Raw genomic sequence first — 24,639 nt, 5'->3', positions numbered from 1 at the left:
CGACGCAAAAAAACCACATCCGCCGAAACGGAATGTGGTTGTAGATTTGTGTAAATAGTAGAGCGAGGAACAATTAGTCGCGGCGTCCGCCACGTCCACCACGCTTGGAGTCTTGCTTCTTCAGCGAAGAAATACGCTCTTCACTGTCCTTGAGGAAACGGTTCATCTTGTCTTCGAAAGACAATTTGCCGGGGGCGTTACGGAAGCCGCCACCGCGACCGCCGCGATCTCCGCGGTTACCGAATCCGCCACGATCTCCGGAACGAGGGGAGTCGAACTTGCCATTGCCTTGTCTTTCAGGGCGAGCAGGTTCAGCGGGCTTTTCAATCGTTTGCTTGATGGATAAGCCGATTTTCCCGTCCTTGTCCACGTTGATGACCTTGACCAGAACCTTGTCTTCCAGCTTGAGATGGTCGTTGACATCCTTTACGTAGTTGTCGGCAATCTCCGAGATATGCACCAGTCCGGTGACACCTTGTTCAAGCTCGACAAATGCCCCAAAGTGAGTGATCCCGGTCACTCTTCCTTCTAATTTGCTGCCCACTTCTATTGCCATAAAATACAATGTTCCTCCCTTAGATTGTTCAAAAGAATGGCTATGCCGATTATACCCCATTGCTGAATAGACGGTCAACATGGAGAAAAGCCCAAATAATCCGGTTTTACGGATTTTGTGATTTGGACGTCGGAATAAAAAAACGCGTTTCTCCGGCGCGGGCATAATTCAACTCGCTGCGGATTACTTGCTCCAAATACTCAGGGTCGTGCAAACGGGCAATTTCCTGCTGAAGGTCCGCTTTACGCTTCTGTTCACCGGTTAACTGCTGTTTGATCTGCTGCATTTCTGCACGCTTCTCGCTGATCTTGCCATGCTGTCCCCAGAATGTGACTCCCGCCCACGTCAAGAAACCGAGCAGAATGACGGCGGCAATACGGAATCTGCGGCGCGTGCCTTTGCTATTCGATTTAGGTTGCGTCTGCGTTGATTTGGGTGAAACAGGCATTAATCTCTGAGCCTCCTGATCGTGCAGGGTCATAGAAAAACCGACCCATACCCGGTTACTTACCCTTGCGAAACCACTTCTGAAACAGGTGCTTCAGAAATTGTATCCACCGGAGCACGCGGGCAGGTACCCGTAAATGCTTGTACAGGGGACGCGTTAGCCAAAGCAGCAGTTTCCACACAGGGTAAAACAATTGTACCACAACTCGGAACAGGAACATAGCCAGCGCCGCCAAAAAGCCCAGCAGTACCCAGGCCAGCTTGTATAACCCGACCGCAGGCTTGATAAAGAGCAGCGTAAACATTCGCCTCATGAACCCGAGGAGCCATTTAACGGCCCGGATCAGGACCCCGATAAGCTTACGGACAGTGCGGCTCATCGTCATCATGTAAACAAGCAGGCCGATAATCAAGCCGACAAAGACGAAGAACCGGACTTGTCCCTGATTGCTGCGTACGAGCGTCCCGAACACGCAGACGGTCGCCGTAATCCAGTAAACCACATCCGCAAGCGGGAAAGTCCAGCGCGGCAGCCGCAGCTGCACGAACACCACCCGGAAGGCGTCGTAGAGCATCCCCAGCCCCATCCCGCTGACGAACATTAACCACAAGGTTAAAAACTGGACGTTCAGTGTCACTTGAACAGCTTACCCAGAAATCCCTTGTTTTTCTCCGGGGAATTCGCGTCCACGTAAGACAAGGCATTGACGTATCCTTCTATCGCCACCAGCCCTTGCTCCAGACTCAAATTCTTGATATGCAGATTCTGTCCCTTAATAAGCAGAAACCCGCAGTCCGTCTCCAGCAAAAATTCCTCGCTGTCAAAGCTCTCCACATTCTTCACACCGGAGATCTCGAGCAGCTTGCGGTTGAGCATTTTCACTTCCTGCCGTTTGGTCTTTCCGGCCTCCATCATGGCGAGTCCCCCCTACAGCTTTTCCTACCACTACGATATGGGGGGATGTCCGTTTTTAGAACACCCGGAATCATCCGGAAGCATGTAAAAAAGAGGCCTAGTCGGCGTAAGCCGCCTTTCAGCCTCTTGGTTATCCGTTATTCGCTTCTTCCCGCAGAAGCGTGTACATGTGAGCCGCGTCCTCTTTACGAGTCGACTCCGTCAGCTGTTCCACGCGAACGGTCACTTTCTTCTGCCCGAATTGAATGGTAAGCTCATCGCCCGCCTTCACCGTCGAGCTCGGTTTCGCATCCCGCCCGTTGATCCAGACACGTCCCTGATCGGAGACGTCTTTGGCCACCGTACGGCGTTTGATCAGCCGGGATACTTTTAAAAACTTGTCGAGTCTCATTATTTTACGGCTTCTTTAAGCTTGTTGCCCGCTTTGAAAGCAGGAACATTCGATTCCGGAATAGAAATTTCTTGACCGGTTTGCGGGTTGCGGCCCGTACGTCCGGAACGTTTGCGGGTTTCGAATGTACCGAAGCCGATCAGCTGAACTTTATCTCCTGTGGACAGGGCGTCCGTAATTTCACCGAGGAAAGAGTTAAGGACGGTTTCCACGTCTTTCTTGGTGAGTCCGCTCTTTGTGGAAATGTTGTTGATCAGATCTGTTTTGTTCATGATTCGAATACCTCCTAAAGTGAATGACAATATGTAGCTGGTTTTGAATCTCACAGGAAAGCCGCTTCCGAAACTAAGTATTCTTGCTCAGCTTGGAAAATCCTGCTGAAAACCCTGCGTGGATTGAAGTTTTTTTGCTTCCTGCCACAATTCTTCCATCTCTGCCAAATCCGCCTCTGTCAGGGACTTGCCCCGGGCTTCCAGACGCTCTTCAATATACTGGAACCGGCGTACGAATTTGCGGTTGGTCGAAGCCAGCGCCTCTTCCGGATCGACTTTGAGGAAACGTGACAGATTGACGACGGCAAAAAGAAGATCTCCAAGTTCGTCCAGGCGTTCCGCTGCCGCTCCGTTTTCCATCGCTTCCTGCACTTCGCCAAGTTCCTCGGTGATTTTACCGATCACTTCCCCGACTTCGGACCAGTCGAAACCGACGCCTGCGGCTTTTTTCTGCAGCTTCAGGGCTTTCATCAAAGCAGGCAAATCCTTGGGCACGCCCGCCAGAGCCGACTGCTTCGACGGATCAATCCCTTTGCGGCGCTTCTCCTCGTCCTTCATCTGCTGCCAGTTGGCCAGAGCCTCCTCTGCATTCTCCGCACCTTCCGTGCCGAACACGTGGGGATGACGCCGGATCAGCTTCTCGTTGAGCCCCGCGATTACGTCATAGACGGTAAAAGCGCCGGTCTCCTCTTCCATCTGGGAATGGAGCATCACCTGCAGCAGCAGGTCGCCGAGCTCCTCGCACATATGGTCGGGATCGTCTTCATCGATCGTCTCCAGAACCTCGTACGCTTCTTCGATGAGATTTTTGCGGAGGCTGGCATGCGTCTGTTCGCGATCCCAGGGGCAGCCCTCAGGGCTTCGTAAAATCGCCACAATTTCATGCAGCCGATCCAGCGTACGGTTGCGGAGCTCGTCCCGGTCGCTGCGCGGCACCCATACAAGAGAAAGGTTGCCGTAGCCCTCGATCCGGTCAAGCTCGTAGAGAGGAATCCGGACGACCGTCTCCTCTCCCGCCACGCCAAGGGAGTGGCCCGCATAGACGGTATAATCGTCCGGGTAAAGCTCCATCAGCGTAAGCTTCACATCCGATGCCGTAAATGTATCGTACACTTGTCCGATCACCGTATGCAAGCGGGGGTTCAGCATGCCGGGCCGCAGGTCCGTCGCATCCAGAAGCTGCATCCCTTCGATGGGATCGAAGCCGAACCGAAGAAACGCCTGATCGAGGAAGCTCTCTCCCCCCACAATTTCCAGCGGAATGCCCGCGTCCGGGCATTTGGCCCTCAGCAGCTGTACCGTGTATTCGGCCACCATAGGATGTCCGGGAACGGCGTACACGACCGCCTGCGTTCGGGCCGACTCCAGCAGCGAAGCCGCTATCGCCTCATACGTGTCGTCAAAGCGGTCCTTCGCTTCATATATCGCGTCAAAAGTTTCATACCGGATTCCCTCCGCCCGGAGATAAGCGGCAACCGGATGATGATCGGTGCGGAGAATCAGCTTCGGAGCCTGCCGCAGCCGGCGCAGCACGCCGAGCGTGAGCTGGTTTTCGTCCCCGGAACCGAGTCCGAGAACCGTAATTCCTTGCGTCATAGTCCTTGCCTCCCATGCGTTTACCGGTTCCCGCGTCAGCGGAGCCGGGTATTTTCGCTGCTATTTTACGCCGAAACGGCGCGGTCTATCACGAAGCGGGCGGGGCGGGGCGCCGCTCGCGGCTCGCTTCTAGGGCCGCTCCCCCTGCGGAAGCAGGCGCAGCTTCGTCAGCGCCGAAGCCAGCTTGCCGCCGGCGGGGAGCTGCTCCAGCTCCGCGCGGTTCACGGCGCCGAGGCGCAGCAGCGCGAGCGCGTATACGGCTGCGCCGAGCGCTACCCCGGCCAGCGCCAACACGCTGGCCTGTCCGCGCGGGCCGAGGCCCGGGGTGGCTGCGCCAAGCAGCGGCCCTCCCGCGAACTGGAGCGCGCCCAGGGCGGCGCACATGAGCGCCGCGGCGGCAAGAGGCGCCAGGGCGGAGGCGCGCCTCCGCTCCGGTGCGCCGGTCAGCCGCCGCACCTCGGCGAGGCCCAGGGCAGACGCGGCAGCGAACGCGAGCACCGCCGACACGGCTGCGCCGGCGATCCCCCAGCGCGGCACGAGCAGCAGGCTGCCGCCGATCTTGACGGCAGCCGCAGCAAGCAGGTGCAGCGCGGGGGCGTTCACGGCGCCAAGGCCCTGCAGCACTCCGGCAAGCACGATGTTGAGTGTGCCGAACAGCGCCGTGAGCGCGAGCAGGGCCATCGTGCCGGACGCTTCTTCGCTCTGATAGAGCATCACGTTCACCGGCACGGTGAGAGAGGCCAGGCCGGCGGCCGCGGCCAGACCGAGCAGGCCCGTCATCCGCACGGTCCGCTCCGTGCGGATTTGCAGCTGCGCCGGGTCCGCCGCCTTAGCCGCGGCGATTGCCGGCACCAGCACGGCCGTCAGCGAGGACGCGACCATCGTCACGGCCTGAACCAAGGGCAGGCCGTGGTTATACAGGCCGAACTGGCGCATCGCCTCGGCCGGGTCCGCTCCCCCGCCGAGGAGCAGGCGGGGGATGGTGAAGGCGTCGATGAGATTGAGAATCGGCGTCATGATGGAGCCGAGGCAGATCGGCAGAGCGTAAGCGCCGATAGAGAGCATGAGCCGCCCGAACGGCTCTTTGGCCCCCGCGGAGACGGCGGCTTCAGCCTGGACAGCCTCTCCCGGAGCGGCCGGTTTATCGGCGGTCGATCGTCCAAGACTGTTCACAGCACTATGCGGGGCATCACCGGAGTCTGGACGATCCGGGATTTCCGCCGCCTTTGAAGCGGCCCGGCTTCCGGCTCTCCTCTCTTTGCTTCTCTGCCAATAAAACAGAAGCAGCAGCATGGCCCCCGCGCCCCCGGTTACGGAACCGAATGTGGCTCCGGCGGAGATATCGCCGTCTCCCGCGCCTTGCTTCGTCAAGTACAGCAGAAGTAGAACCATCGTAAGTACACGAACCGTCTGCTCGACTACCTGCGATACTGCGGTGGGAACCATATTCTGATAGCCCTGAAAATAGCCCCGGAGAACCGACAGGACAGGAACCAGCAGAAGCGCGTACGAAATGCTCCGGATGGCAGCAGCCGCATCCGCGGTGCCTATCCAGCCAGCAAGGGAATCCGCTCCGAAATACAGCAGGAGAAAGCAAATCAGTCCGGTCCCTGTCAGAAGCAGTGCTGCGGCGGCGGCCACCCGTCTCGCCCCTTCATGATCGCCTACGGCCGCCCGGTCCCCGACGAATTTTGCGACCGCAATCGGAAAACCTGCCGTCGCCAGGAAAAGAATCAGAAGGTACAGCGGATAAACGGCGTTGTAGATGCCGAAAGCCCCGTCTCCGGCTATATTCTGCAGCGGAATTTTTTGAAGGGTGCCGAGCAGTTTGGAGAATACCGCCGCGGCGGCCAATACCGCTGCGCCTTTAAGGAACAGGGAGCTTTTCACCGTCACGGGCTGTTTCCGCATTCTCTTTTCCATGGACATGGACGTCTCTCCTGCGATAATTGATTAAATAAGTCTGCCTTTGTAGCTACACTTCCATTTGCTTGGACAAGAAGGAAGCTGCCGTTTCGGCCATGATCCGCTCGGTTTTGCCCATGACCACATCGTTTTCCTTGCTGACCAGCAGAACGGCGCCGATCGTATCCCCGTCGTGAAGGATCGGTGCGATCACGAACGAGCCGTAAGCGTCTGCCGCATCCTTAACCAGCTCGTAGCTTCCGGCCGCTTCTTCAACCAAGGTTTGTCTTCCGTTCAAGACGCGCTCTACAAGCTCGCCCACCCGTTTGCCGTCATAGTCTTTACGTCCGCGGCCCGCGGCTGCGATGAAGGTTTCCCGGTCCGCTATGACGGCCTGGTACCCCGTGCTCTCATTTAACGATTCCGCGTATTCCAGCGCAAAATCTCCAAGCTCTCCGATCGGTGAATACTTCTGCAAAATGACTTCACCGTCGGGATTCACGAATATTTCCATGGGATCGCCTTCCCGGATGCGCATGGTGCGCCGGATCTCTTTCGGAATGACTACCCGTCCTAAATCGTCTATGCGTCTAACTATACCTGTCGCTTTCATACTGCTTAAAGCCTCGCTTTCCTTCTGGGGGTTTACACTAGGATGTTTGAAAAATACGGATTAAAGAGGACTCTTCCCATTATATATAAATTTCCTCATAAAACAAAAAAAGCCCCCTTACATCCGGAATTGGTTTCCAAGTAAGGGAAGCTTTCGGTTACTGCTCCATTTGTTTCGCCAAAAAACCGGCTGCAGTCTCCACCATTTTCGATTCCATGTTGCCCATCGTGACTTCTTCGTCCTTGCTCATCAGAATAACCGAACCGATCGGATCTCCGCCCGCAACAATTGGAGCGATGACGAAAGAGCTGTAAGTTTCGGGATTGTCCTTGGAGATTTCGTATGTACCCGAACCGCTCTCGATCGTCGGTTTACGGTTTTCCATGGTAGTCTCCACGATCTGCCCGATCTGCTTGTCCATATACTCTTTCTTCGAACCGCCCGCTACGGCGATAACCGTATCCCGGTCCGTAATCAGTGTGATATGATTGGTGCTCTCATAGAGAGACTCGGCATATTCTTTGGCAAAATCCCCTAATTCGCCGATCGGGGAATATTTCTTCAAGATAACTTCACCGTCGCGGTCGACGAATATCTCGAGCGGGTCGCCTTCCCGGATGCGCAGTGTGCGCCGTATTTCCTTCGGAATGACAACCCTGCCCAGGTCATCAATGCGACGAACGATTCCAGTTGCTTTCATGACTCTTGTTGCCCCACTTTCACTTGAAGTTTTGGATACGACTGGACGCCGATCTGCGTGTATTTAAAAGAGAAGGGTGTAGCGATTCGATTCTGACCATAGTATTCATCCGCCCCCATATTCTTATACATTTCCCTCTTTCCATCCACGCAAAATAAAAAGCCATCCCGTCCGGTGGACGAGATGGCTTTCGTGGTATAAAGAATGTTCCGCGCGGCTTCGCGGATGAGCTTACTTCGCCGCCGGCGAAGGACTAGCGGCCGGAGGCGTCGCTCCTGGCACGTCAGTCGGCGCCGCGCTCGGCGTCGTCTGCGGAGCCGGGCTTCCTGTCGGAGCCGGTGTGCTTTCCGGCGCCGTGCTGCCAGACGGTGCCGTGCTGCCGCCAGGTGCCGGGCTCGGATTGGTCGATGCGGCCGGAGTCGGGGTCGGCTTAGGAAGCTTGTTCGTTTCGATCAAGCCGGGAAGCTCTTTCTCCACGAACTCCTTCATTTTCACTTGCGCCAGGTCGGAGGCCAGCTCTTTCTTGGCGTCTTCGACGGTTTCGGTTTTACGGGATTCCACTTTCATGACGTGGTATCCGTAGTCGGTCTCAACCGGATCGCTGATCGTGTTCAGAGGCAGTTCGATAGCAGCCTTTTTGAAGCCGGCCACCCACTGGCTGACTTTGGCGTTCTCATACTTGCCGCCTTTATCTTTCGAACCCGGATCATCCGAGTATTCTTTGGCAAGAGCATCGAAGTCTCCGCCGTTTTTCAGCTTCTGCTGCACTTCTTTCGCACGCTTCAGAGCTTCTTCTTTCGTGCGGAGTTCTTTATTCGTAGCCGGATCGTTAAGACCGATCAGAATGTGACGGACAGTCGCTACATCGTAGGCGTTCGGGTCCGCTTTTTTGGCCTTTTCGTACTCGGCTTTGATTTCGTCGTCTGTAACTTGCTTCTCCAAGTGACTCGTGGAATACACGCTGAGTCTCATGAGGTCCTCAACGTCCTTCTCTTCGAGCTTAGCATCCTTTAGCTTCTTCTCCAGGCCGCCTTCCTGCGCGCCCAGGTAAGTTTTCAGCTGCGTCACCTGTTCGGTTACCTGCTTGTCCGCTTCTTTCTTCACATCATCGCTTGCACGTCCGGAAAGGACCTTCAGCATGATATACTGCTCCAGCATGCTTTGCTGATAAGCCGGATCGGTTTCGAACTGGGCGTATTCCGGATACAGAAGACGGTTGAAGGAAAGCAGCTTGTCAAACTCTCCGCGGGTCACTTTGCCCCCGTCTTTGTAAGTGGCGATAACTTCTTCCGGCGTGCCGGCTTTTCCTTCGTCCTTCTTGCCGCATCCGCTGGCCACGGCCAAAACAAGGACTAATACGGCAAGCAGCAGCCACTTGCTTTTGGCCCAACCTGATTTATTGTGTTGCATTCTGCAATTCTCCCTTCGTTTTCAAGGCTTCCCTGTATTGTAACAGAAAACGCTCCACCAATGCGATTGTGTCCTCGGGGGACAGCCCTTTGCCGCGGATATGAACATGAATCTGAGGTCCGGCAATCAGCTTGACCCGCCCGTCGAAGCCGTTCGAAATCGTAAACAGCTTCTGTCCGTCCAGTCTTTCCGTCTCATCGGGAGAAATCTTAATCTGATAATCGTCGCCCTTCTGGGAGATGGATTCGATTTTATATTCGGCTCCATACACCTTTAATCTGGCTACGGCCAAAAGATTGGAAACGGCAGGCGGAAGATCGCCGAACCGGTCCACCAATTCCTCGTCAAGGTCTTCCGCTTCCGCGAAGGAGCGGATATTCGCCACTTTCTTGTAAATCTCGATCTTCTGCATGCTGTCGTAAATGTAATCCGAAGGGAGGTAAGCATCCAGATGAAGGTCAAGCTGCGTGATCCATTCCTTCTCCGGCTCCGCCTGCTCTCCGTCCAGCTCCAGCTTACGCTTGGCGATTTCTTCGCTTAGCATCTGAGAATACAGGTCGAATCCGACGGAAGCGATAAACCCGTGCTGCTCGGCTCCGAGCAGATTGCCGGCTCCGCGGATGGACAAGTCCCTCATGGCAATTTTAAACCCGGATCCAAGTTCTGTAAATTCTTTAATTGCCTGGAGGCGCTTCTCCGCCACTTCGTTCAGTACTTTGTCGCGCTGATACGTAAAATACGCGTAGGCGATCCGGTTGGAACGGCCGACCCGGCCCCGCAGCTGGTACAGCTGGGATAAGCCCATCTTGTCGGCGTCATGGACGATCAGCGTATTCACGTTCGGGATGTCGACGCCGGTCTCGATAATGCTTGTGCTTACGAGCACGTCGAACTCGCCGTCCAGGAAATCGAGAATGGTCTTCTCAAGCTCCTGCTCCGACATTTGCCCGTGCGCCACGGTCACGCGGGCTTCCGGCACGAGCATGGAAATCTGCTCGGCCATCTGGTTGATCCCCTGGACGCGGTTGAACAGGAAATACACCTGTCCTTCGCGCGCCAGCTCGCGTTCAATCGCTTCCCGGACGAGCGTCGTGCTGTATTCCAGCACGTAGGTCTGTACAGGGAAGCGGTTCTCCGGCGGCGTCTCGATAACGGACAGATCGCGGACGCCCAGCATCGACATGTGAAGCGTGCGCGGGATCGGCGTTGCGGTCAGCGTCAGTACGTCGACATTCGTTTTCAGCCGCTTCAGCTTCTCTTTGTGCGAGACGCCGAAACGCTGCTCCTCATCGACGATGAGCAGCCCCAAATCTTTGAACTTCAGATCCTGGGACAGCAGACGGTGCGTTCCGATTACGATATCGACGGTGCCGGCCTTAACGCCCTTGGTCGTTTCATTCTGCTCTTTCTTCGAACGGAAGCGGCTCAGCACCTGAATGTTGAACGGATACCCCGAGAACCGCTCGCGGAACGTCTCGTAATGCTGCTGCGCCAAAATGGTCGTCGGCACCAGGACGGCTACCTGCTTGCCGTCGATAGCCGCTTTGAAGGCGGCGCGGATAGCCACTTCCGTCTTGCCGTAGCCGACGTCTCCGCAAAGCAGCCGGTCCATCGGACGCGGTTTTTCCATATCTTTCTTAATTTCCCCAATTGCCCGGAGTTGATCCGTCGTTTCGTCATACGGAAACATGCTTTCGAATTCCTGCTGATAGGCGGAATCGGAGCTGAAGCCGTATCCCGTTGTCGCTTGACGGTCCGCGTAAAGCTTGATGAGATCGTCGGCGATATCCTTGACGGAAGTCCGCACTTTGTTCTTTACCCGGTTCCAGTCGGCCCCGCCAAGCTTATATATTTTCGGCTCTTTCTCTTCGGAGCCGACATATTTCTGAATGAGATCGATCTGGTCGATCGGGACGGACAGCTTATCGCCGCCCGCATAAACAATATGCAAATAATCTTTATGAATGCCGCCAACCTCAAGAGTGCCGATCCCGACATACTTCCCGATCCCATGATTAACATGGACGACGTAGTCGCCGACTTTAAGCTCCTGGTAGCTTTTGATGCGCTCGGCATTCTCGATCTTCTTGTCTACTTTGCGCGCTTTGCGCTGCTTCTGCGTAAACATCTCGCCTTCCGTTATCACGACGAGATGAATGGACGGCAGCTCGAAACCGGTCTGCAGGTTCCCGTTCATAATCTCGGGTTCCTCGATTTGATAGTCCCCGAGCACCCGGCGGACACGCTCCATCCGCTCTTCGCCGTTGGCCAGGATGATTACGCGGCTTCCCGTCTTTTTCCACCGTTCCATTTCCGCTTTCAGAAGATTCATCTGCCCGTGGAAATTCTGCATGACCCGTGACATGAAATTAACGATATTCTGCGGCTGGGTCTGCGGAACTTGGCGCAGGAAAAGCGACATATAAAGCGTCGGATAGGTGCGGCGCTGCATAAGGGTCTCCAGCTGCTTCGAAAGCGTAAGAGCCGGGAGTGCCTTCCCGTCCTGAAGAGAGCTGGTGACCCACTCCACTTCCTCGCGCTCCAGCTGCTTGGACGTTTCCACAAGCCGGGCCGGCTCGTCTACGAGCATCACGGTATCTTCCGGCATGTAATCGGATAAGGTCTGCCGTTCCGGATAGAGCAGGGAGACATACTTGAACAGCCCCTGGAAGGTGTTCCCTTCACGGAGCAGCTCAATGTCATGTCCGATTCCCTCCAGCAGCCTGTCCTTGGCCTGACGGTCCGTCATTTTGGCAAGCTGGGCCTGGAGCAGTTCATAAGCATGCTGGGCAGCGCTTTGGAAACGCTTTCTATTTAAGAGAACTTCCCGGCACGGCTGGATTACGAACGAATCCAGCTTGTCGATGGAACGCTGGTCCGATACGTCGAACGTACGGATGGAATCCACATCCACATCAAACAGTTCGATCCGGACGGCAGTGGAAGAAGTCAGCGGAAATAAATCCACGATTCCCCCGCGGACGCTCATTTCCCCTTTCGCTTCCACCCGTTCCACACGCTCGTAACCGAGTTCGGTCAAACGGGTCAGAAATTCCTCCAGGTCAATTGTATCCCCCAAACGCACGGTGAGCTGGGCTTCCTCGAAAGTTTCTTTGGTCGGAAGCAGACGGCGGAACCCGGCATACGGCACAATGACCGCTCCCCGGTATCCGCCGGCCAGTTTCGTCAGCACATCGATCCGCTGCGCCAGCATTTCGGGACTGGCAATAGCCGCTTCGGCGGCAAGCAGCTCTTGTGCAGGATATAAGAGTACCCCGTCTTCCGGAAGACATTCGCTTAGATCCTCGAAAATCTTCTGGGCGGAGAACATATTATGCGTAACGATGAGAAGCGGACGCTGGAGCTGCTGCATCAGTGCGGCAAGCATCACCTGACGAGAGGAGCCGGTTAATCCGGCGATCAACTGCTCTTTCATGCCGGAACGAATACCCGAAATCACACTTTGAAAATCGCGGTCCGCTGAAAAAGCTTGTATTAAAGCTTGCAAATCAAGTACACTCCTCTCACAAAAAGAAGCCTCGGCGCTTGCCTAGGCTGTCATGACACAATTTTTGGCACATGTCCGGAGTACGGGATAAGCGCCCTAAGCAGCACGCAGGCAGCGGCCGGATTCGGTCACTGCAGCGGGCTGCCGATCAGGTTAAGCTCCGGATTGGCGTCCAGTGCCTGCTTGCAGTAATCGCAAACCACCTTGACCGTAACGCCCCCGTCCATGTTATACGCTATTATATCGCTCCGCTCTTCGGGGGTCAAGAAATGGAAACCGAGCTGGTATTCACTTACTTGATCCCGGCTGATTTCTCCGATAGACGATTGGCAGTGACGGCAAATATATTTTACTGACATCAATGTATGCCTCCTCGCAGGTTTCGATTACTCCTTAGTATGGCCCGAACTTTAAAATCCTAGCCGGCATTGGAAGTAATTTACGTGCCCGTGTGTGGCATACAATGTGTCTTGGAGAAGCCGATGCCCCCGTCCCGGATTAGCATCCCTGAAGCCCAGGCACAGGGAGGACGCGCCCCATTTTGTATCAGCCCGGCATACTCATTTTATCGCACCCGGGCCGCCCGGCTAATTTCCGTTTCCGTTGAAAACCGCCATCGTTTTCTCGAAAGGCTCGCTCAGACAGTGCTCCATCGCTTCGCATGTTTTATCCAGAACGGACGGAAGCGCCCCCGTCTCCGTTTTGCTGAAATTCGACAAGACATAGTCGACAATCGGATAACCCGGATTCGGGCGATTGATCCCCATGCGGATGCGGTTGAACGTAGACGTGCCCGTGTGGGCGATGATGGATTTGATCCCGTTATGGCCGCCTGCGCTGCCCTGGTAACGCAATCTGATGTTCCCGAACGGCGTATCCATGTCATCGTACAAAATGACGAGATCCGACACGTCGACTTTATAAAAGTCCATGAAGGCCCGGATCGATTCTCCCGACAAATTCATATAGGTCATAGGTTTCAGCAAGTAGGCCTTTGTACCGTTCACGCGCACTTCGGCCAGATGGCCTTTGCACTTATTCTGGAACGAAGAGACGCCCCATTTCTCGGCAAAACGGTCGATCGCCATGAACCCGATATTATGCCGTGTATGTTCGTACTGTTTCCCTGGATTGCCTAAACCGACAAAACATTTCACGTTTCATTCACTCCCAAAATTTTTTTACTTTTTTTAACTAGACGCCGTAACGATTGCCTGCCGAAACTTGTCTACTATATAGTGGTACCTTGCGCGGACCGGGCATAGGTCTGCGGATTTTCGGCCGCTCGGCTCATTTGCCGGTCCCAGCCGCAAATATAAAGTCATAAATTGGCGCAAATCATCATGATTTACGCTTCACAAAAATACGGGTAGCAGGTGATGAATCTTATGTACGACAACGGCCAGCAGCTTTACCAGGACGATCATTTTCAAGATCATTTGGAAGCGGAGGTTCCTGTCCAAGTATACTATCTTAACGCCCACAAAGATATAGGCTTCGTCTATCACTATTCTTCCCACTTCATCAAGATCAACAACACGTTTTACAACCGCGGCATGTTCACATTCGTATCGAGACCCGGTTATTAGGCGCTTTTTGGCAAGCGCTTACATAGCTTGTCCGTTTTCTTTGCTCCATTGGTAAAAGATAAAAAAGACTGCTGCCGGAAAGCCGGCAGCAGCCTTTCTTTTTGCCCGAAGGCCATGTTATTCTTTCGGTTCCGCAGCTTCTTCACCCGCAGGCTCGGCTTCGGCAGCCGGCTCGTCCGCAGTCGTTTCTTCAACTTCCTTCTGCGGCTGAAGCACGGTTACAACAACGTCCTGCGCTTCGGTCTTCACTTCGACGTTCTCAGGCAGCTTCAGATCGGATACGAGAATATTCTCCCCGATCCCGAGGCTGCTGATATCCACCTGAACGGAGTCGGGCAGATCGTCAGGCAGACAGCGGACATCCAGCTGCGCCGTCTCCACCTGGAGAATGCCGCCTTCCTTCACGCCTGCCGCTTCGCCCACGACCTCAATGGCAACCGTAGCTTTAACCGGCTCGTTCATGTTGATTTGATGGAAATCGATGTGGATGACATCCTGACTCAGGCTGTCTCTCTGAACTCCACTGATAAGTACGGGGCGCTTGCCCACGCCTTCGATATTAAGATCAATCACCGCATTCGGGTGGCTTCTCAGCAGCGGCACGAGTTCCTTCCGCTCCAGAACAACCGTCAGGCTGTCCGTGGTTTTCCCGTAAACTACGCCAGGCACTTTGCCTTGTCTGCGCAGCTGCTTCGCCTCCGACTTGGTGGCATTGGTTCTGGTATTTCCTTTAAGAGCTACTCCCATACAAAAAGAACCTCCCTTTTAGATGGCTAAAGATAAATTACCCATCTCGGGGAGGTTTAAATCAATTATTCACAAAAAAGTTCAGGAGTGCTTGTTTTCTTTCTTCGCCTTCATCTTGCTGCGAATGCGGTCCGCATAACCTTTTTTATTTGTCTGACGCTCACGGGCGATCGCCAGGTCGTTCTCTTCCACATTGTGCGTAATCGTCGACCCCGCTACAACATAAGCTCCGTCGCCGATTTTAACGGGAGCGATCAGGTTTACGTTGCTTCCGATAAAGGCATCGTCGCCGACTTCCGTCAGGCTTTTGTTGAAGCCGTCGTAATTGACCGTGATGGCGCCGCAGCCGAAATTAACGTTCTTGCCGATAACGGCGTCTCCCACGTAACTAAGGTGAGACACTTTCGATCCCTCGCCGAGCTTGGCGTTTTTGATTTCAACGAAATCGCCGATTTTGACATGATCGCCCAGATCCGCTCCCGGACGCAGATAAGCGAACGGCCCCACATTCGCGTGGCTGCCGACTTTGGCTTCCTGAAGCACCGATTGCTTGACGGTTACTTCGTCGCCCAGCGTGCTGTCGCAAATCTCGGTGTTCGGCCCGATCACGCATTCCGATCCGATGACGGTTTTGCCCCGCAGCGTAGTTCCCGGATACAGGACCGTATCCGGCCCGATCACGACGTCTTTCTCGATATACGTTTGAGAAGGGTCGATGAACGTTACCCCGCCCACCATGTGGCCGCGATTGATGCGCTGACGCATCAGCATCTCCGCTTCCGAAAGGGCGATCCGGTCGTTAACTCCAATCGCTTCTGCCTCGTCCGGCGTGCAGTACGCTTCGACGATCTCGCCGGCATTCTTCAGAATTCCGACTACGTCCGTCAAGTAATACTCGCCCTGGGCGTTCTCGTTCTTCACGTTCTCCAGCGCTTCAAACAGCTTGCGGTTATCGAAGCAGTAGGTGCCCGTGTTGATCTCGCGCACAGCCGCCTCTTCCGGGCTGCAGTCCTTCTGCTCGACGATCCGGTCAACCCGGCCGCCTTCGCCGCGGATAATGCGTCCGTAGCCCGTGGCATCCGTCATTTCCGCCGTCAGAATAGTACCCGCGGCGCCTTTTTCCTTATGCAGCTCGAGCATTTTCTCCAGCGTCTCCGGACGGACAAGCGGCGTATCTCCGCATACGACGAAGGTCACGCCGTCTTCCGCTCCGATAACGTCCTTCGCCATAAGGACGGCATGTCCCGTACCGAGCTGCTGAGCCTGTAAAGCATACTCCGCCCGGTCTCCCAAATAGCCTTTAACGGCTTCGGCCCCGTGGCCTACAATTACGATCGTTTTCTCCGTTTGTATATGTTCAAGTGTATCCAGTACGTGTCCCACCATCGGTTTTCCGCAGACGGAATGCAGCACTTTGTACAGCTTGGATTTCATTCGTTTTCCTTGTCCTGCGGCCAGTACAATCGCCATCAGCTTCAACTTCAATCCACTCCTTCTTCTCCTCTGGGTTTCACCCATGACTATATCTTATCTGCCGGAAAAAGAAAAGAGAGCCCTGCAGGTACAGGACTCCTTCTGCCAAAACCGGCGTTGATTATGCGCCTTCTTCAATAACTTCCTCTTCCGCAGCCGCACGGTCGTACTCAGACAAAACCGCCGCTTGAATCTTCTCGCGGGTTGTGGATGAAATCGGATGGGCAATATCACGGAACTCCCCGTCCGGAGTCCGTTTGCTAGGCATTGCAACAAACATTCCATTATTGCCGTCAATGACGCGAATATCGTGTACGACGAATTCGTTATCGATCGTAATGGAAGCAATCGCCTTCATTCTTCCTTCGGAATTCACCCGGCGAAGTCTGACATCTGTAATTTGCACTGTGTTCACCACCTTTTTCCATTCGCAGGACTTGGTGTATACTTCCACATTTTCGTGCAAATTCCTTCTGGATAAAGAGGAAAAATTTAGATTTTCCTGAAATTAAATGTGCTCTTAAACGTTTTCGACAGCTATCGCCGCAATCAGTTCGATTTCGACAAGCACATCTTTCGGAAGCCTTGCCACTTCTACGGTAGAGCGCGCCGGCTTATGTTCGCCGAAGTAAGAAGCGTACACTTCGTTAATGGCTCCGAACTGGTTCATATCTTTAATAAAGACGGTCGCTTTGACCACGTTCTGAAGAGTCGCTCCCGCTTCTTTAAGTACCGCCTGGAGATTTCTGAACACCTGATGCGTCTGCTCCGTCACGCCGCCCTCTACGAGCTGGCCTTCGGCATTTAATGGAATTTGTCCCGATGTGAAAACGAGATTGCCCACCTGTACCGCTTGGGAATACGGCCCGATGGCGGCCGGTGCTTCATTCGTTGAAAGGATACGCATAACTTGGATCTCTCCTTTATTCGGAATCAAAATAATTTCCAGGAATGACGGTTACCTGTTTCGTTTTGGAATCGACGCCGGTCAGCTTGGCCAGAGAGATATAATCCTTCACCAGCTCTTCCTCGACCTCGTTCGATTCGATGAACACGCCGACACCGCCTACCGTCGCTTTGAATTCGCCCAGCAGGTCCACCATTCCCTGAATGGTGCCGCCCGCTCTTTTAAAATCGTCAATGATCAAGACCCGCGCTCCTTCCTGGAGCGTCCGTCTGGCCAGTGACATCGTTTGTATGCGTTTGCTGGATCCCGAAACATAATTAATGCTTACGGCGGACCCTTCCGTAGCGTTGCTGTCTCGGCGCACCGTCACGACGGGCAGGTTCATAAAGGAAGCCGTCGCGTAAGCAAGCGGGATGCCTTTGGTCTCCACCGTCATTACGACGTCCAGCTCTCTGCCCGCGAAAGCGGTAGCGAACGTTTTGCCGATTTCGTTCAATACTTGAGGCCGTCCCATAATATCGGCCATATACAAAAATCCGCCCGGCAGCACGCGTTCCGGCTGCTCAAGCTGATTGCACAAATCCTGCACGAATGAAAGCGACGCTTCCTTGGCGACCTTCGGAATGAATTTCACGCCTCCGGCAGCACCGGCAAGTGTATGGAGTTCTCCGAGTCCTTCGTCCTCGAATACCTCTTTAATAATCGCCAGATCCTCACTGATCGAAGATTTGGCCGAACTGTAACGTTCCGCGAATGTAGTCAGCGGTATGAGCGTGTGCGGCCGAAACAACAAATACTGCGTCATCTCAACCAACCGAGCGCTTCGCTTCAATTTTTTCATGACGCACCCCTAATAAAAACCGAATATTATAAAGAGAATATACCATTTTTGTCCGTCTTTGTACAACCTATACAAGGAAAACGTCACATTCGGGACATGACAGCCCCCACCGGGACAGAAAAAAAGCTCCTCACGGGGAGCTATCGCAGCGGATCTCGAAATGTCCGATGCCTTACGGAAGCATCCGCACAGCGTATACGTCCTTGCAGAATCCTCTCAGCCCGTTATAGATCCGGGCCACCTTCGCTTCCTTCGACACGAGCCCGAATACGGTTGGACCGCTGCCCGACATGAGCACGCCGTCGGCGCCCAGCCTCTCCATCACTTCTTTCATCTGCCGGACTTGAGGATAGAGCTGGAGCGTCACCTCTTCGAGCACGTTGCCGAGGCTTCCGCACAACTCGTCGAAACGCTTGTGCCGGATGGCCTCAAGAACCTGTTTGGTGTCCGGATGATGGTTGATTCCCGCGGCATTCAATTTGCCGTAAACCTCCGAAGTGGACACATTGATAGGCGGTTTGGCGAGAACGACCCAGCACTGGAGAGGGTTGTCCACCGGGTGCAGAATCTCACCGCGTCCTGTAGCGAGCGCGGTTCCGCCCGTCACGCAGAAGGGTACGTCCGAGCCCAGCTCGCCGCCCAGCTTCTGCAGCTCCTCCGTGGGGATACCGAGTCCCCACAGACGGTTCAGCCCCCGCAGCGTAGCCGCGGCGTCACTGCTTCCTCCGGCGAGTCCTGCGGCCACCGGAATTTTTTTGTCCAAATGTATATAGACGCCCTTGCGGACGTCGTACCGATCTTTTATGAGCCTCGCGGCCTGGAAGGCGAGGTTCTTCTCATCAAGCGGGATATAGCCGGCCTGACTCGAAATGATGATCGTATCCCGCGGAAGTTCCTGCATTTCGATCCGGTCGGCCAGGTCGACCATCGTCATAACCATTTCCACTTCGTGGTAGCCGTCTTCCCGTTTCCGTAATACGTCCAGGGACAGGTTGATTTTGGCCGAAGCTCTTTCGTATATTTTCACAACGGTCACCTTCTTTTGGGCGCTTTGCCGATAATAGCTTCACATATTATAGCAAATGCCTCTAAGAAAAGCTAAAGCTTCCGACACAGCTTAAATACAGGCGGGCCGGGCATTTCCCATTTGTTTACTTATTTATTAACAATTGTATTCCTTATTAAACATCCAGCCGATTACCGTCCGAATTCAAGGCAGCACTATTTCTCACTGGTCCTTTTCGTATAGCCTCGGGTGACCGGACAGAACGTTAACAAAACAGTCGCCTATTTGATGAAAGCCCTATTTTCGCTTCTTCCGGGTTTTAAGCTCCGTGCTGCTGCTGACATCCAGTCTTATGGACGGCGTTTTACAGCCTGCTCAGCGATCTGGAGAGCTCTTTTCACCATATTCCCCGCATCTTTACTACGTATCCCGCCCCAGCCTTCACGCTCAACGGTCTCATAGAAACCAAGGTCCTTTGCGAGCTCATATTTAAACTCATCCGACATGACGCCTCTTCTTCTTCTGCTCATCTTAGTTCCTCCTTTAGAGTAGGGTTGCGGTAGGGGTGCACCAATAAGGTGCGGTTGCCGTAGGGCTCCCCAGTAGTATGCGTCGGGAACGGAATGTCATACATGCGGTCCTGAGTACGGACCGGAAAGCGCCGCTTGTTCCATTCCGCTGCACAAAAGCTCCCGAAAAAGCAAAAACGGCAGCTCCCAAAGGAGTGCCGCTGTTCTTAATGCTGTATATACGTGATGCGGAGTTCTTCTGCTGCGTCATCGTCACAAACCGTAACTTCAACGGATTCGGTCAAAATATCCGCGTAGCTGTACGAGACCCGCTTAAATGTTTGTTGTTCCTGGTCTAGCTTTACGATAAAAACAGAAGGGTAGGTTTCTTCCAAAACACCGAAACGCTCAATGGTTTTCCGACGGCCGCCATTTGCTTTCAACATGATTTTCTGTCCAACATGAGGCTCAAGACTGCGTTTGATTTCCAACAGCGCATTTTTAGCCATTGTGATCTACCACCTCTTTCTCTGTTTATTATACCTTAAAACAGTGCGTTTGTCAAACAAGCCAAATATTATATCAGCCGGACAAATACGTTGTCAACGGTATAAAATCCTATTTTTAAATCTTTACCTGGGCGTAGCTTTTGTCAAAACCTGAAGAATTATGCATCGCTGCCTTTTCCGAAGCTCCGTCAGCCCTTAGAAGCCCGGCGTCCCCCGCTATGAAACTCATCTATATAAAAAAGCGTACAGCCCCTTGTATCCAAGATACATGGTTCTGTACGCTTATTTTAAACGCCGGACAGGTGCTGCTGAAGCCGCACCCTCTATTCCCAAGCTTGCAAGCAATGCTTCCCGTTATCGCCTCGCCAGGCACCCGTCAGAAGCTTAAACAGTGGCTTCCGCAGTCAGATTCACGAGCCGGGGCACACCCATCCGGTAACTGCCCCTGGTTTCAATGCCGCCGACTCCGTCAAGGCCCGTCACCGTAACTCCGGCAAGATCGGCCATGGATACGGTGTCGCGAATCGATGTGTAGGACGCTTTGGCGGCTATACACAGAGGGTCCAGCGCATGTATGAGCACACGGGCGGGGGAGCTGGCGAAATTCGCTCCCGCCTGCAGCAGCGCCTCAAAGTGTGACTGGCAGGCACCCGCCACGATCGTCAGGGCGTCCCGGTTGCTCTGGTACTGCCGCGCGACTTGGACGGCTCTGACGAAATGAAGCGAGTTTTTATAGCTGTCGAGCTGGTGTACGTCCAGCTTCTTTCTGTTTTTCAGCAGGCCGTCATGTCCCGTGACAACGACGATATCGGGCTTCACCTGCGGCAGAAGCCGCTGCAGGGTGACAGCCATCTGAGATTCGCTCACATAGAAGCCCTCCGCAGGAATGCGGAGCTCTCCGTACAAATTCATGCTTTTGCGCAGATAGTTCGGGTCGCCGTCCAGATGCAGGATTTTACCCGGCATCTCGAAATATTGCGTATTCTCGGGCAGCTTGTTACGCACCAGATTATCGTTGAGCTGATACAGCTCCTGACGAAACTGGCGGATGCTGCGGATTGTCTCGCCTACCCTGGGCAGATTTACTCTCGGAAAGTCCGAATCGCGGACAGCCGTTACGCGGGTTAAATCGGTAATGGGAGCGTCCGCCAGCAGGCGAAAATCGACGCCCCGAAGAATCGCCCATGTCGTATCGATCTCCTGGATTCGAAAAATGATATCGTTGCCGTAGGATTTGCGGGTCGCCAGATCGCCTTGCCTCATGAAGCCATCCCCTCCTAAGCCTATCGTATGGCAGGGGTGGGCAATTGGTGATTAGCCCGCTTCTCTATTTGCTGCAGGTCGGGCAGTTCCGCAGAGCTTCCGTCACACGGCCGTATTCTTCCATGCTGAGCGTTTCGCCGCGGCGGCTGGGCTCAATGCCCGCCTCCAGCAGAAGAGCCTCCAAATCGCGTTTGTTCTCTTTGGAGAAGAACCGGGCTCCGAGGTTGTTATAGATCGTTTTGCGCCGCTGCGCAAAGCTGGCTTGTACCACCTCGAAGAAGAAGTCTTCGTCCGCTACTTCAACGGGAGGTCCTTTGCGCAGACGCAGGCGGATCACAGCCGAGTCCACGTTCGGCTGGGGCACGAAAACGGTGCGCGGAACGATGGTGACCAGTTCCGCTTCGCAGTAGAATTGTACGGCGATGCTGAGGCTGCCGTACTCCTTGCCGCCCGGCTTGGCCGCCATCCGGTCCGCCACTTCCTTCTGGATCATCACGACGATGTTTTCGAGCGGAAGCTTCTCTTCGAGCAGCTTCATGATGATTGGCGTCGTGATGTAATAAGGAAGGTTGGCGACGACGCTGATTCCGGACAAGCCGGAGAATTTCTCCTCGATCAGCTGTCTCAGATCGAGCTTCAATACGTCGCCGTGAACGACCTCGGCCGACGGGTAGGGCGACAGCGTCTCCCGCAGGATGGGGAGCAGACGCTGATCGATCTCCACCGCGACGACACGCCCGGCTTCCTTCGCCAGCTGCTGGGTTAACGCGCCGATGCCGGGCCCGATCTCCAGCGCTCCCTTCTCGGGGGAGAGTTCAGCCGCGGAGATGATGTTGCGCAGAACATTCCCGTCGGTGAGAAAGTTCTGTCCCAGACTTTTTTTGAGCACGAGATTGTGCCGGTTTAGAATATCTTTGGTGCGTTTGGGCGTTGCCACATCTTCAGAAGCAAAGAACGGGCCGCCGCCTTGTCCATTTGAGTTCATAGTCATCCTCCAAGCTTTCCTTACGGAAGCTGCCTGTGCGTAATTATTGCTCCGGAAGGTCCAGCTGCTCAACGGCAGCCTCGAACTCTTCCCGGGAAATTTGAAAAGCGGCGCAGCGCTTGTAAAACTGCTTACCATTACAATACCCGATTCCGAGCTTTTTTCCTACTTCGAGCCTTCTGGCCGCGGCATCGGGATGAACAACAAGTCCCGCGGCGATCAAATCTTCCCAGGTTAACAACGATACGGCGCCTTCATACTCTGTCTTGACGTTGGCGAGAGCCGATCTTATGGCCTCCGGCGTCGCGTTCTCCACCCCGATGTCGCCGCGCTTCTCCGCAAGTTCCTGGGGGAGAAAAGCGTGCTTGCAGCCGGGAACCTTGCCCGAAATGATTTTACGGATGCGTTCACCCGCATGATCCGGATCCGTAAAGACAATAACCCCTCTTCGTTCCTGGGCAAGCCGGATGCGATCCAGAATCGCCCGGTTGATTGCCGATCCCCCGGTTTCGATCGTATCCGCTTCGACCGCCCGTTTGATGGCGGTTGTATCGTCTTTTCCTTCGACAACAATGATTTCTTTGATCATGTTCTTTACCCTCTCTTAAGCGCACAAAAAGAAGAGGGCATCCCTCTTCTTTTTGCATACGGTTTGTTACCGGTTTGTAAATCTTCGTTACAGGTAACATGTTATCCTAATCTTGTGTCGGTTTATTCGGGCCGATGACATAAACGGTATATCCCCGTTTCACACCGAAAGTCTTGGCATAACTCATGCTGTCGAAATAAACGTCCATTTTCTGGTTTTTAATGGCACCGCCCGTATCTTCTGCGCGGCGGTATCCGATTCCTTCAATGTATACCCACCAGCCTAACGGCACAACGGATGGATCTACCGCAATCGTTTGGCCCTGCACGGGTTTCGTTCCGCTGGCCGTCCGGTTACCGACGCCCGGCTCTTGGGAAGAGTAAGCGGTCAAGGTAACGTTCTTTAATATTTTCTTCGCGTCTATGTTGGTACCTGCTTTAGTTACCTGCTTAGGCTTAACCGGTTCGGATGCGGCTGCCACCGTAACGACCGGATTTTTTGTGCCTACAGCCACAATCTTATCCACACTGGCGTTTTTGACTGCTTGATCGATAACCTGCTCGGATACGAGTTTTCCGTTTTCGAAAATCTTCTCTTTCTTTTTGACCAATACGCCTTCCTGGCCTTCCCGTACGACCTGCTCCTTGCCTTTCAGCAGATCTTCATCGGATTTCTGGACCACACTGAAAGCGATCGGCTCCGAAATTTCTTCCGTTTCTTTCTTCACCCGGACAACTTCGATAGCCGCATTGGCTGAAAGCTCCGTGTCTTTGGCCGGAGTCACTTTGTCGTGCTCACCCAGCGAAATATTTAAATCTTGCAGAACTTTATCTACCGTTTTCGCAGTGGTGTGCACCGTTTGTGTCTGCCCGTCGGCAGTTAGCTGCACGGGTGATGCATGATCGATGACAATCTTCTGACCGTCTTGAATCTTGCCGTCCAGCGGCATAGATATCTGATCGTGCTCACCGATTGTAATGGCTTGTTCATCCAGTAGGCGCTGCAGGACCCATTGTCTTGTTTCCACAACGGTTTCTCGTCCGTTTACCACCAATGATACGCTTTTACCAGCCGTACCGTATAACAACACCAAAAACATGAAAGTCAAAGCGAATGAAATGATAGCTGCAAGGATGATCATACGCAAGTTTTCATGCTTCCATCGCAATGCGAAGGACATGCTGGATGATCGCTTAACATGGGTCTCTGGTTGCGAGATATTGCCCACTTCTTCGGTCCTCCTTCAAAGCCTCGCCTCTGTGATACGCATGATGATTGGACGCGACTTAGGTTTATTTGGCGGTTCCTAACGGAACCCTTGCAATTGGCTTCTTTCCCGCCGGCTGACTGGTTGCTCTCAGTCTCTACGGGGTCGGCATCACCTCCGCTTGATGTTTACCTGTATGCGGGTCGAATACCCGTCCGATATGGAACAAAAAAGGCCATCGGAAATAGAAAGCTTCCCGGTGGCCTGTGTGTGAGCGCGACTAAACAGAATGACACGACAGTTGGTTATCTCTCCCGGTACGCTTACGAGGTTAGCTGACGGATTCGGGCCGTGAGAGCTGCCCTACTCGCCGGCGGTGCTGCCTGCACCTGCCATTGAGATTCACCCCAAATTGTTTCCTGTTGTATCGGCTCAAAAGCTGTGCCGACCTTGACAGCGGTTCCCCCGTTTTCCTTTTACGGAAACTCAGCGTTAAAACTTGGCGTTTATTAAGTTATCATGAAAGTATATTACGCTCAAATATCCAACCTGTAAAGGGGTCATATTCCTTAAAAATAAGCAAATTTAACCAAACCAACGGCATTTATCTAATTATCTTGCAGTCGTTCTCCTTTTTTCTCCCGTTATCTCGCTCCTAGTTTTCCCCATTTCCGCCGTTCCGCTTGGGGATTGGGCTTCC

At 54.0% G+C, this 24,639-nt stretch carries 27 protein-coding genes and 1 riboswitch; of the genes, 1 reads left to right on the top strand and 26 read right to left on the bottom strand.

The window, feature by feature from the left end; translation table 11 throughout:
- Positions 1 to 73 precede the first annotated feature (73 nt).
- From C4S74_RS24410 to pth, 14 genes are all read right to left on the bottom strand, one after another.
- Positions 74 to 556: a S1 domain-containing RNA-binding protein gene (locus tag C4S74_RS24410; protein ID WP_016424266.1), complete on the bottom strand. Its 483-nt coding sequence runs from the start codon at positions 554 to 556 to the stop codon at positions 74 to 76.
- A gap of 106 nt (positions 557 to 662) precedes the next feature.
- Positions 663 to 1,004, bottom strand: coding sequence for a septum formation initiator family protein (locus tag C4S74_RS24405; RefSeq protein ID WP_103997924.1), 342 nt, complete (start codon positions 1,002 to 1,004; stop codon positions 663 to 665).
- A gap of 55 nt (positions 1,005 to 1,059) precedes the next feature.
- Positions 1,060 to 1,641, bottom strand: a complete 582-nt coding sequence (gene yabQ / locus C4S74_RS24400; protein ID WP_103997923.1) for a spore cortex biosynthesis protein YabQ — start codon at positions 1,639 to 1,641, stop codon at positions 1,060 to 1,062.
- On the bottom strand, positions 1,638 to 1,919 hold the full coding sequence (yabP, locus tag C4S74_RS24395) for a sporulation protein YabP (RefSeq protein WP_009671862.1): 282 nt from the start codon (positions 1,917 to 1,919) through the stop codon (positions 1,638 to 1,640). Before yabP ends, yabQ begins: the two co-directional genes overlap by 4 nt.
- A gap of 130 nt (positions 1,920 to 2,049) precedes the next feature.
- Complete coding sequence (locus tag C4S74_RS24390) at positions 2,050 to 2,310, bottom strand: RNA-binding S4 domain-containing protein (protein WP_103997922.1); 261 nt, start codon at positions 2,308 to 2,310, stop codon at positions 2,050 to 2,052.
- On the bottom strand, positions 2,310 to 2,582 hold the full coding sequence (locus C4S74_RS24385) for an HU family DNA-binding protein (protein ID WP_009671911.1): 273 nt from the start codon (positions 2,580 to 2,582) through the stop codon (positions 2,310 to 2,312). Before C4S74_RS24385 ends, C4S74_RS24390 begins: the two co-directional genes overlap by 1 nt.
- Before the next feature lie 87 nt (positions 2,583 to 2,669).
- The gene (gene mazG / locus C4S74_RS24380) at positions 2,670 to 4,178 is read right to left on the bottom strand and encodes a nucleoside triphosphate pyrophosphohydrolase (protein ID WP_103997921.1); all 1,509 of its coding nucleotides are present in this window, start codon (positions 4,176 to 4,178) and stop codon (positions 2,670 to 2,672) included.
- A gap of 129 nt (positions 4,179 to 4,307) precedes the next feature.
- Entirely contained in the window at positions 4,308 to 6,107 is a 1,800-nt protein-coding gene (locus tag C4S74_RS24375; RefSeq protein ID WP_103997920.1) for a polysaccharide biosynthesis protein, read from the bottom strand.
- Between the two features lie 46 nt (positions 6,108 to 6,153).
- Positions 6,154 to 6,696: a stage V sporulation protein T gene (gene spoVT / locus C4S74_RS24370; protein ID WP_103997919.1), complete on the bottom strand. Its 543-nt coding sequence runs from the start codon at positions 6,694 to 6,696 to the stop codon at positions 6,154 to 6,156.
- A 157-nt stretch (positions 6,697 to 6,853) separates the two neighbouring features.
- Entirely contained in the window at positions 6,854 to 7,396 is a 543-nt protein-coding gene (spoVT, locus tag C4S74_RS24365) for a stage V sporulation protein T (RefSeq protein ID WP_103997918.1), read from the bottom strand.
- 231 nt (positions 7,397 to 7,627) lie between these two features.
- Complete coding sequence (locus C4S74_RS24360; protein WP_103997917.1) at positions 7,628 to 8,806, bottom strand: peptidylprolyl isomerase; 1,179 nt, start codon at positions 8,804 to 8,806, stop codon at positions 7,628 to 7,630.
- On the bottom strand, positions 8,793 to 12,314 hold the full coding sequence (gene mfd / locus C4S74_RS24355) for a transcription-repair coupling factor (protein WP_103997916.1): 3,522 nt from the start codon (positions 12,312 to 12,314) through the stop codon (positions 8,793 to 8,795). The genes C4S74_RS24360 and mfd overlap by 14 nt, the downstream gene beginning before the upstream one ends.
- A 128-nt stretch (positions 12,315 to 12,442) precedes the next feature.
- The gene (locus tag C4S74_RS24350) at positions 12,443 to 12,673 is read right to left on the bottom strand and encodes an anti-sigma-F factor Fin family protein (protein WP_009671878.1); all 231 of its coding nucleotides are present in this window, start codon (positions 12,671 to 12,673) and stop codon (positions 12,443 to 12,445) included.
- A gap of 228 nt (positions 12,674 to 12,901) precedes the next feature.
- Positions 12,902 to 13,471, bottom strand: coding sequence for an aminoacyl-tRNA hydrolase (gene pth / locus C4S74_RS24345; RefSeq protein WP_103997915.1), 570 nt, complete (start codon positions 13,469 to 13,471; stop codon positions 12,902 to 12,904).
- Between the two features lie 231 nt (positions 13,472 to 13,702).
- On the opposite strand from pth, the gene C4S74_RS24340 reads away from it, so the two are divergent.
- Positions 13,703 to 13,903, top strand: coding sequence for a hypothetical protein (locus tag C4S74_RS24340; RefSeq protein ID WP_103997914.1), 201 nt, complete (start codon positions 13,703 to 13,705; stop codon positions 13,901 to 13,903).
- Between the two features lie 117 nt (positions 13,904 to 14,020).
- Here the strand turns inward: C4S74_RS24340 and C4S74_RS24335 are convergent, their stop codons facing one another.
- The 12 genes from C4S74_RS24335 to C4S74_RS24280 all read right to left on the bottom strand — a co-directional run bounded on the left by C4S74_RS24335 (position 14,021) and on the right by C4S74_RS24280 (position 23,960).
- Entirely contained in the window at positions 14,021 to 14,650 is a 630-nt protein-coding gene (locus C4S74_RS24335; RefSeq protein ID WP_103997913.1) for a 50S ribosomal protein L25/general stress protein Ctc, read from the bottom strand.
- A gap of 81 nt (positions 14,651 to 14,731) precedes the next feature.
- Entirely contained in the window at positions 14,732 to 16,129 is a 1,398-nt protein-coding gene (gene glmU / locus C4S74_RS24330) for a bifunctional UDP-N-acetylglucosamine diphosphorylase/glucosamine-1-phosphate N-acetyltransferase GlmU (RefSeq protein WP_103997912.1), read from the bottom strand.
- A 115-nt stretch (positions 16,130 to 16,244) separates the two neighbouring features.
- Positions 16,245 to 16,529 (bottom strand): septation regulator SpoVG, encoded by a 285-nt coding sequence (spoVG, locus tag C4S74_RS24325; RefSeq protein ID WP_009671859.1) that lies wholly within the window; start codon positions 16,527 to 16,529, stop codon positions 16,245 to 16,247.
- A gap of 114 nt (positions 16,530 to 16,643) precedes the next feature.
- Entirely contained in the window at positions 16,644 to 17,030 is a 387-nt protein-coding gene (locus C4S74_RS24320; RefSeq protein ID WP_009671871.1) for a RidA family protein, read from the bottom strand.
- Between the two features lie 16 nt (positions 17,031 to 17,046).
- On the bottom strand, positions 17,047 to 17,871 hold the full coding sequence (gene purR, locus C4S74_RS24315; protein ID WP_103997911.1) for a pur operon repressor: 825 nt from the start codon (positions 17,869 to 17,871) through the stop codon (positions 17,047 to 17,049).
- Positions 17,872 to 18,043: 172 nt separating this feature from the next.
- Positions 18,044 to 18,898 (bottom strand): 4-(cytidine 5'-diphospho)-2-C-methyl-D-erythritol kinase, encoded by an 855-nt coding sequence (gene ispE / locus C4S74_RS24310; protein ID WP_103997910.1) that lies wholly within the window; start codon positions 18,896 to 18,898, stop codon positions 18,044 to 18,046.
- Between the two features lie 329 nt (positions 18,899 to 19,227).
- Positions 19,228 to 19,407 carry a small, acid-soluble spore protein, alpha/beta type gene (locus C4S74_RS24305; protein WP_103997909.1) on the bottom strand — a complete coding sequence of 60 codons (180 nt, stop codon included), beginning with the start codon at positions 19,405 to 19,407 and terminating at the stop codon, positions 19,228 to 19,230.
- 206 nt (positions 19,408 to 19,613) lie between these two features.
- Entirely contained in the window at positions 19,614 to 19,895 is a 282-nt protein-coding gene (veg, locus tag C4S74_RS24300; RefSeq protein ID WP_103997908.1) for a biofilm formation stimulator Veg, read from the bottom strand.
- 384 nt (positions 19,896 to 20,279) lie between these two features.
- The gene (gene yabG, locus C4S74_RS24295; RefSeq protein ID WP_103997907.1) at positions 20,280 to 21,158 is read right to left on the bottom strand and encodes a sporulation peptidase YabG; all 879 of its coding nucleotides are present in this window, start codon (positions 21,156 to 21,158) and stop codon (positions 20,280 to 20,282) included.
- Positions 21,159 to 21,222: 64 nt separating this feature from the next.
- Positions 21,223 to 22,143 (bottom strand): 16S rRNA (adenine(1518)-N(6)/adenine(1519)-N(6))-dimethyltransferase RsmA, encoded by a 921-nt coding sequence (rsmA, locus tag C4S74_RS24290; RefSeq protein WP_103997906.1) that lies wholly within the window; start codon positions 22,141 to 22,143, stop codon positions 21,223 to 21,225.
- Positions 22,144 to 22,186: 43 nt separating this feature from the next.
- Complete coding sequence (gene rnmV / locus C4S74_RS24285; protein ID WP_103997905.1) at positions 22,187 to 22,732, bottom strand: ribonuclease M5; 546 nt, start codon at positions 22,730 to 22,732, stop codon at positions 22,187 to 22,189.
- 106 nt (positions 22,733 to 22,838) lie between these two features.
- Entirely contained in the window at positions 22,839 to 23,960 is a 1,122-nt protein-coding gene (locus C4S74_RS24280) for a 3D domain-containing protein (protein ID WP_103997904.1), read from the bottom strand.
- A 284-nt stretch (positions 23,961 to 24,244) separates the two neighbouring features.
- A riboswitch (cyclic di-AMP (ydaO/yuaA leader) is annotated at positions 24,245 to 24,441 on the bottom strand.
- Positions 24,442 to 24,639 lie beyond the last annotated feature (198 nt).

The organism is Paenibacillus sp. UNC499MF (assembly GCF_900107975.1).
Lineage (GTDB): Bacteria > Bacillota > Bacilli > Paenibacillales > NBRC-103111 > Paenibacillus_F.
This window is presented reverse-complemented; position numbering and strand designations above follow the sequence as displayed.

Bases quoted from the DNA above. Each gene is read 5' to 3' on its own strand.
- C4S74_RS24410 (WP_016424266.1), bottom strand. From the start codon at position 556: ATGGCAATAGAAGTGGGCAGCAAATTAGAAGGAAGAGTGACCGGGATC.
- C4S74_RS24405 (WP_103997924.1), bottom strand. From the start codon at position 1,004: ATGCCTGTTTCACCCAAATCAACGCAGACGCAACCTAAATCGAATAGC.
- yabP (WP_009671862.1), bottom strand. From the start codon at position 1,919: ATGATGGAGGCCGGAAAGACCAAACGGCAGGAAGTGAAAATGCTCAAC.
- C4S74_RS24390 (WP_103997922.1), bottom strand. From the start codon at position 2,310: ATGAGACTCGACAAGTTTTTAAAAGTATCCCGGCTGATCAAACGCCGT.
- C4S74_RS24385 (WP_009671911.1), bottom strand. From the start codon at position 2,582: ATGAACAAAACAGATCTGATCAACAACATTTCCACAAAGAGCGGACTC.
- mazG (WP_103997921.1), bottom strand. From the start codon at position 4,178: ATGACGCAAGGAATTACGGTTCTCGGACTCGGTTCCGGGGACGAAAAC.
- C4S74_RS24375 (WP_103997920.1), bottom strand. From the start codon at position 6,107: ATGTCCATGGAAAAGAGAATGCGGAAACAGCCCGTGACGGTGAAAAGC.
- spoVT (WP_103997919.1), bottom strand. From the start codon at position 6,696: ATGAAAGCGACAGGTATAGTTAGACGCATAGACGATTTAGGACGGGTA.
- spoVT (WP_103997918.1), bottom strand. From the start codon at position 7,396: ATGAAAGCAACTGGAATCGTTCGTCGCATTGATGACCTGGGCAGGGTT.
- C4S74_RS24360 (WP_103997917.1), bottom strand. From the start codon at position 8,806: ATGCAACACAATAAATCAGGTTGGGCCAAAAGCAAGTGGCTGCTGCTT.
- C4S74_RS24350 (WP_009671878.1), bottom strand. From the start codon at position 12,673: ATGTCAGTAAAATATATTTGCCGTCACTGCCAATCGTCTATCGGAGAA.
- C4S74_RS24340 (WP_103997914.1), top strand. From the start codon at position 13,703: ATGTACGACAACGGCCAGCAGCTTTACCAGGACGATCATTTTCAAGAT.
- C4S74_RS24335 (WP_103997913.1), bottom strand. From the start codon at position 14,650: ATGGGAGTAGCTCTTAAAGGAAATACCAGAACCAATGCCACCAAGTCG.
- C4S74_RS24320 (WP_009671871.1), bottom strand. From the start codon at position 17,030: ATGCGTATCCTTTCAACGAATGAAGCACCGGCCGCCATCGGGCCGTAT.
- purR (WP_103997911.1), bottom strand. From the start codon at position 17,871: ATGAAAAAATTGAAGCGAAGCGCTCGGTTGGTTGAGATGACGCAGTAT.
- C4S74_RS24305 (WP_103997909.1), bottom strand. From the start codon at position 19,407: ATGAGCAGAAGAAGAAGAGGCGTCATGTCGGATGAGTTTAAATATGAG.
- veg (WP_103997908.1), bottom strand. From the start codon at position 19,895: ATGGCTAAAAATGCGCTGTTGGAAATCAAACGCAGTCTTGAGCCTCAT.
- yabG (WP_103997907.1), bottom strand. From the start codon at position 21,158: ATGAGGCAAGGCGATCTGGCGACCCGCAAATCCTACGGCAACGATATC.
- rsmA (WP_103997906.1), bottom strand. From the start codon at position 22,143: ATGAACTCAAATGGACAAGGCGGCGGCCCGTTCTTTGCTTCTGAAGAT.
- rnmV (WP_103997905.1), bottom strand. From the start codon at position 22,732: ATGATCAAAGAAATCATTGTTGTCGAAGGAAAAGACGATACAACCGCC.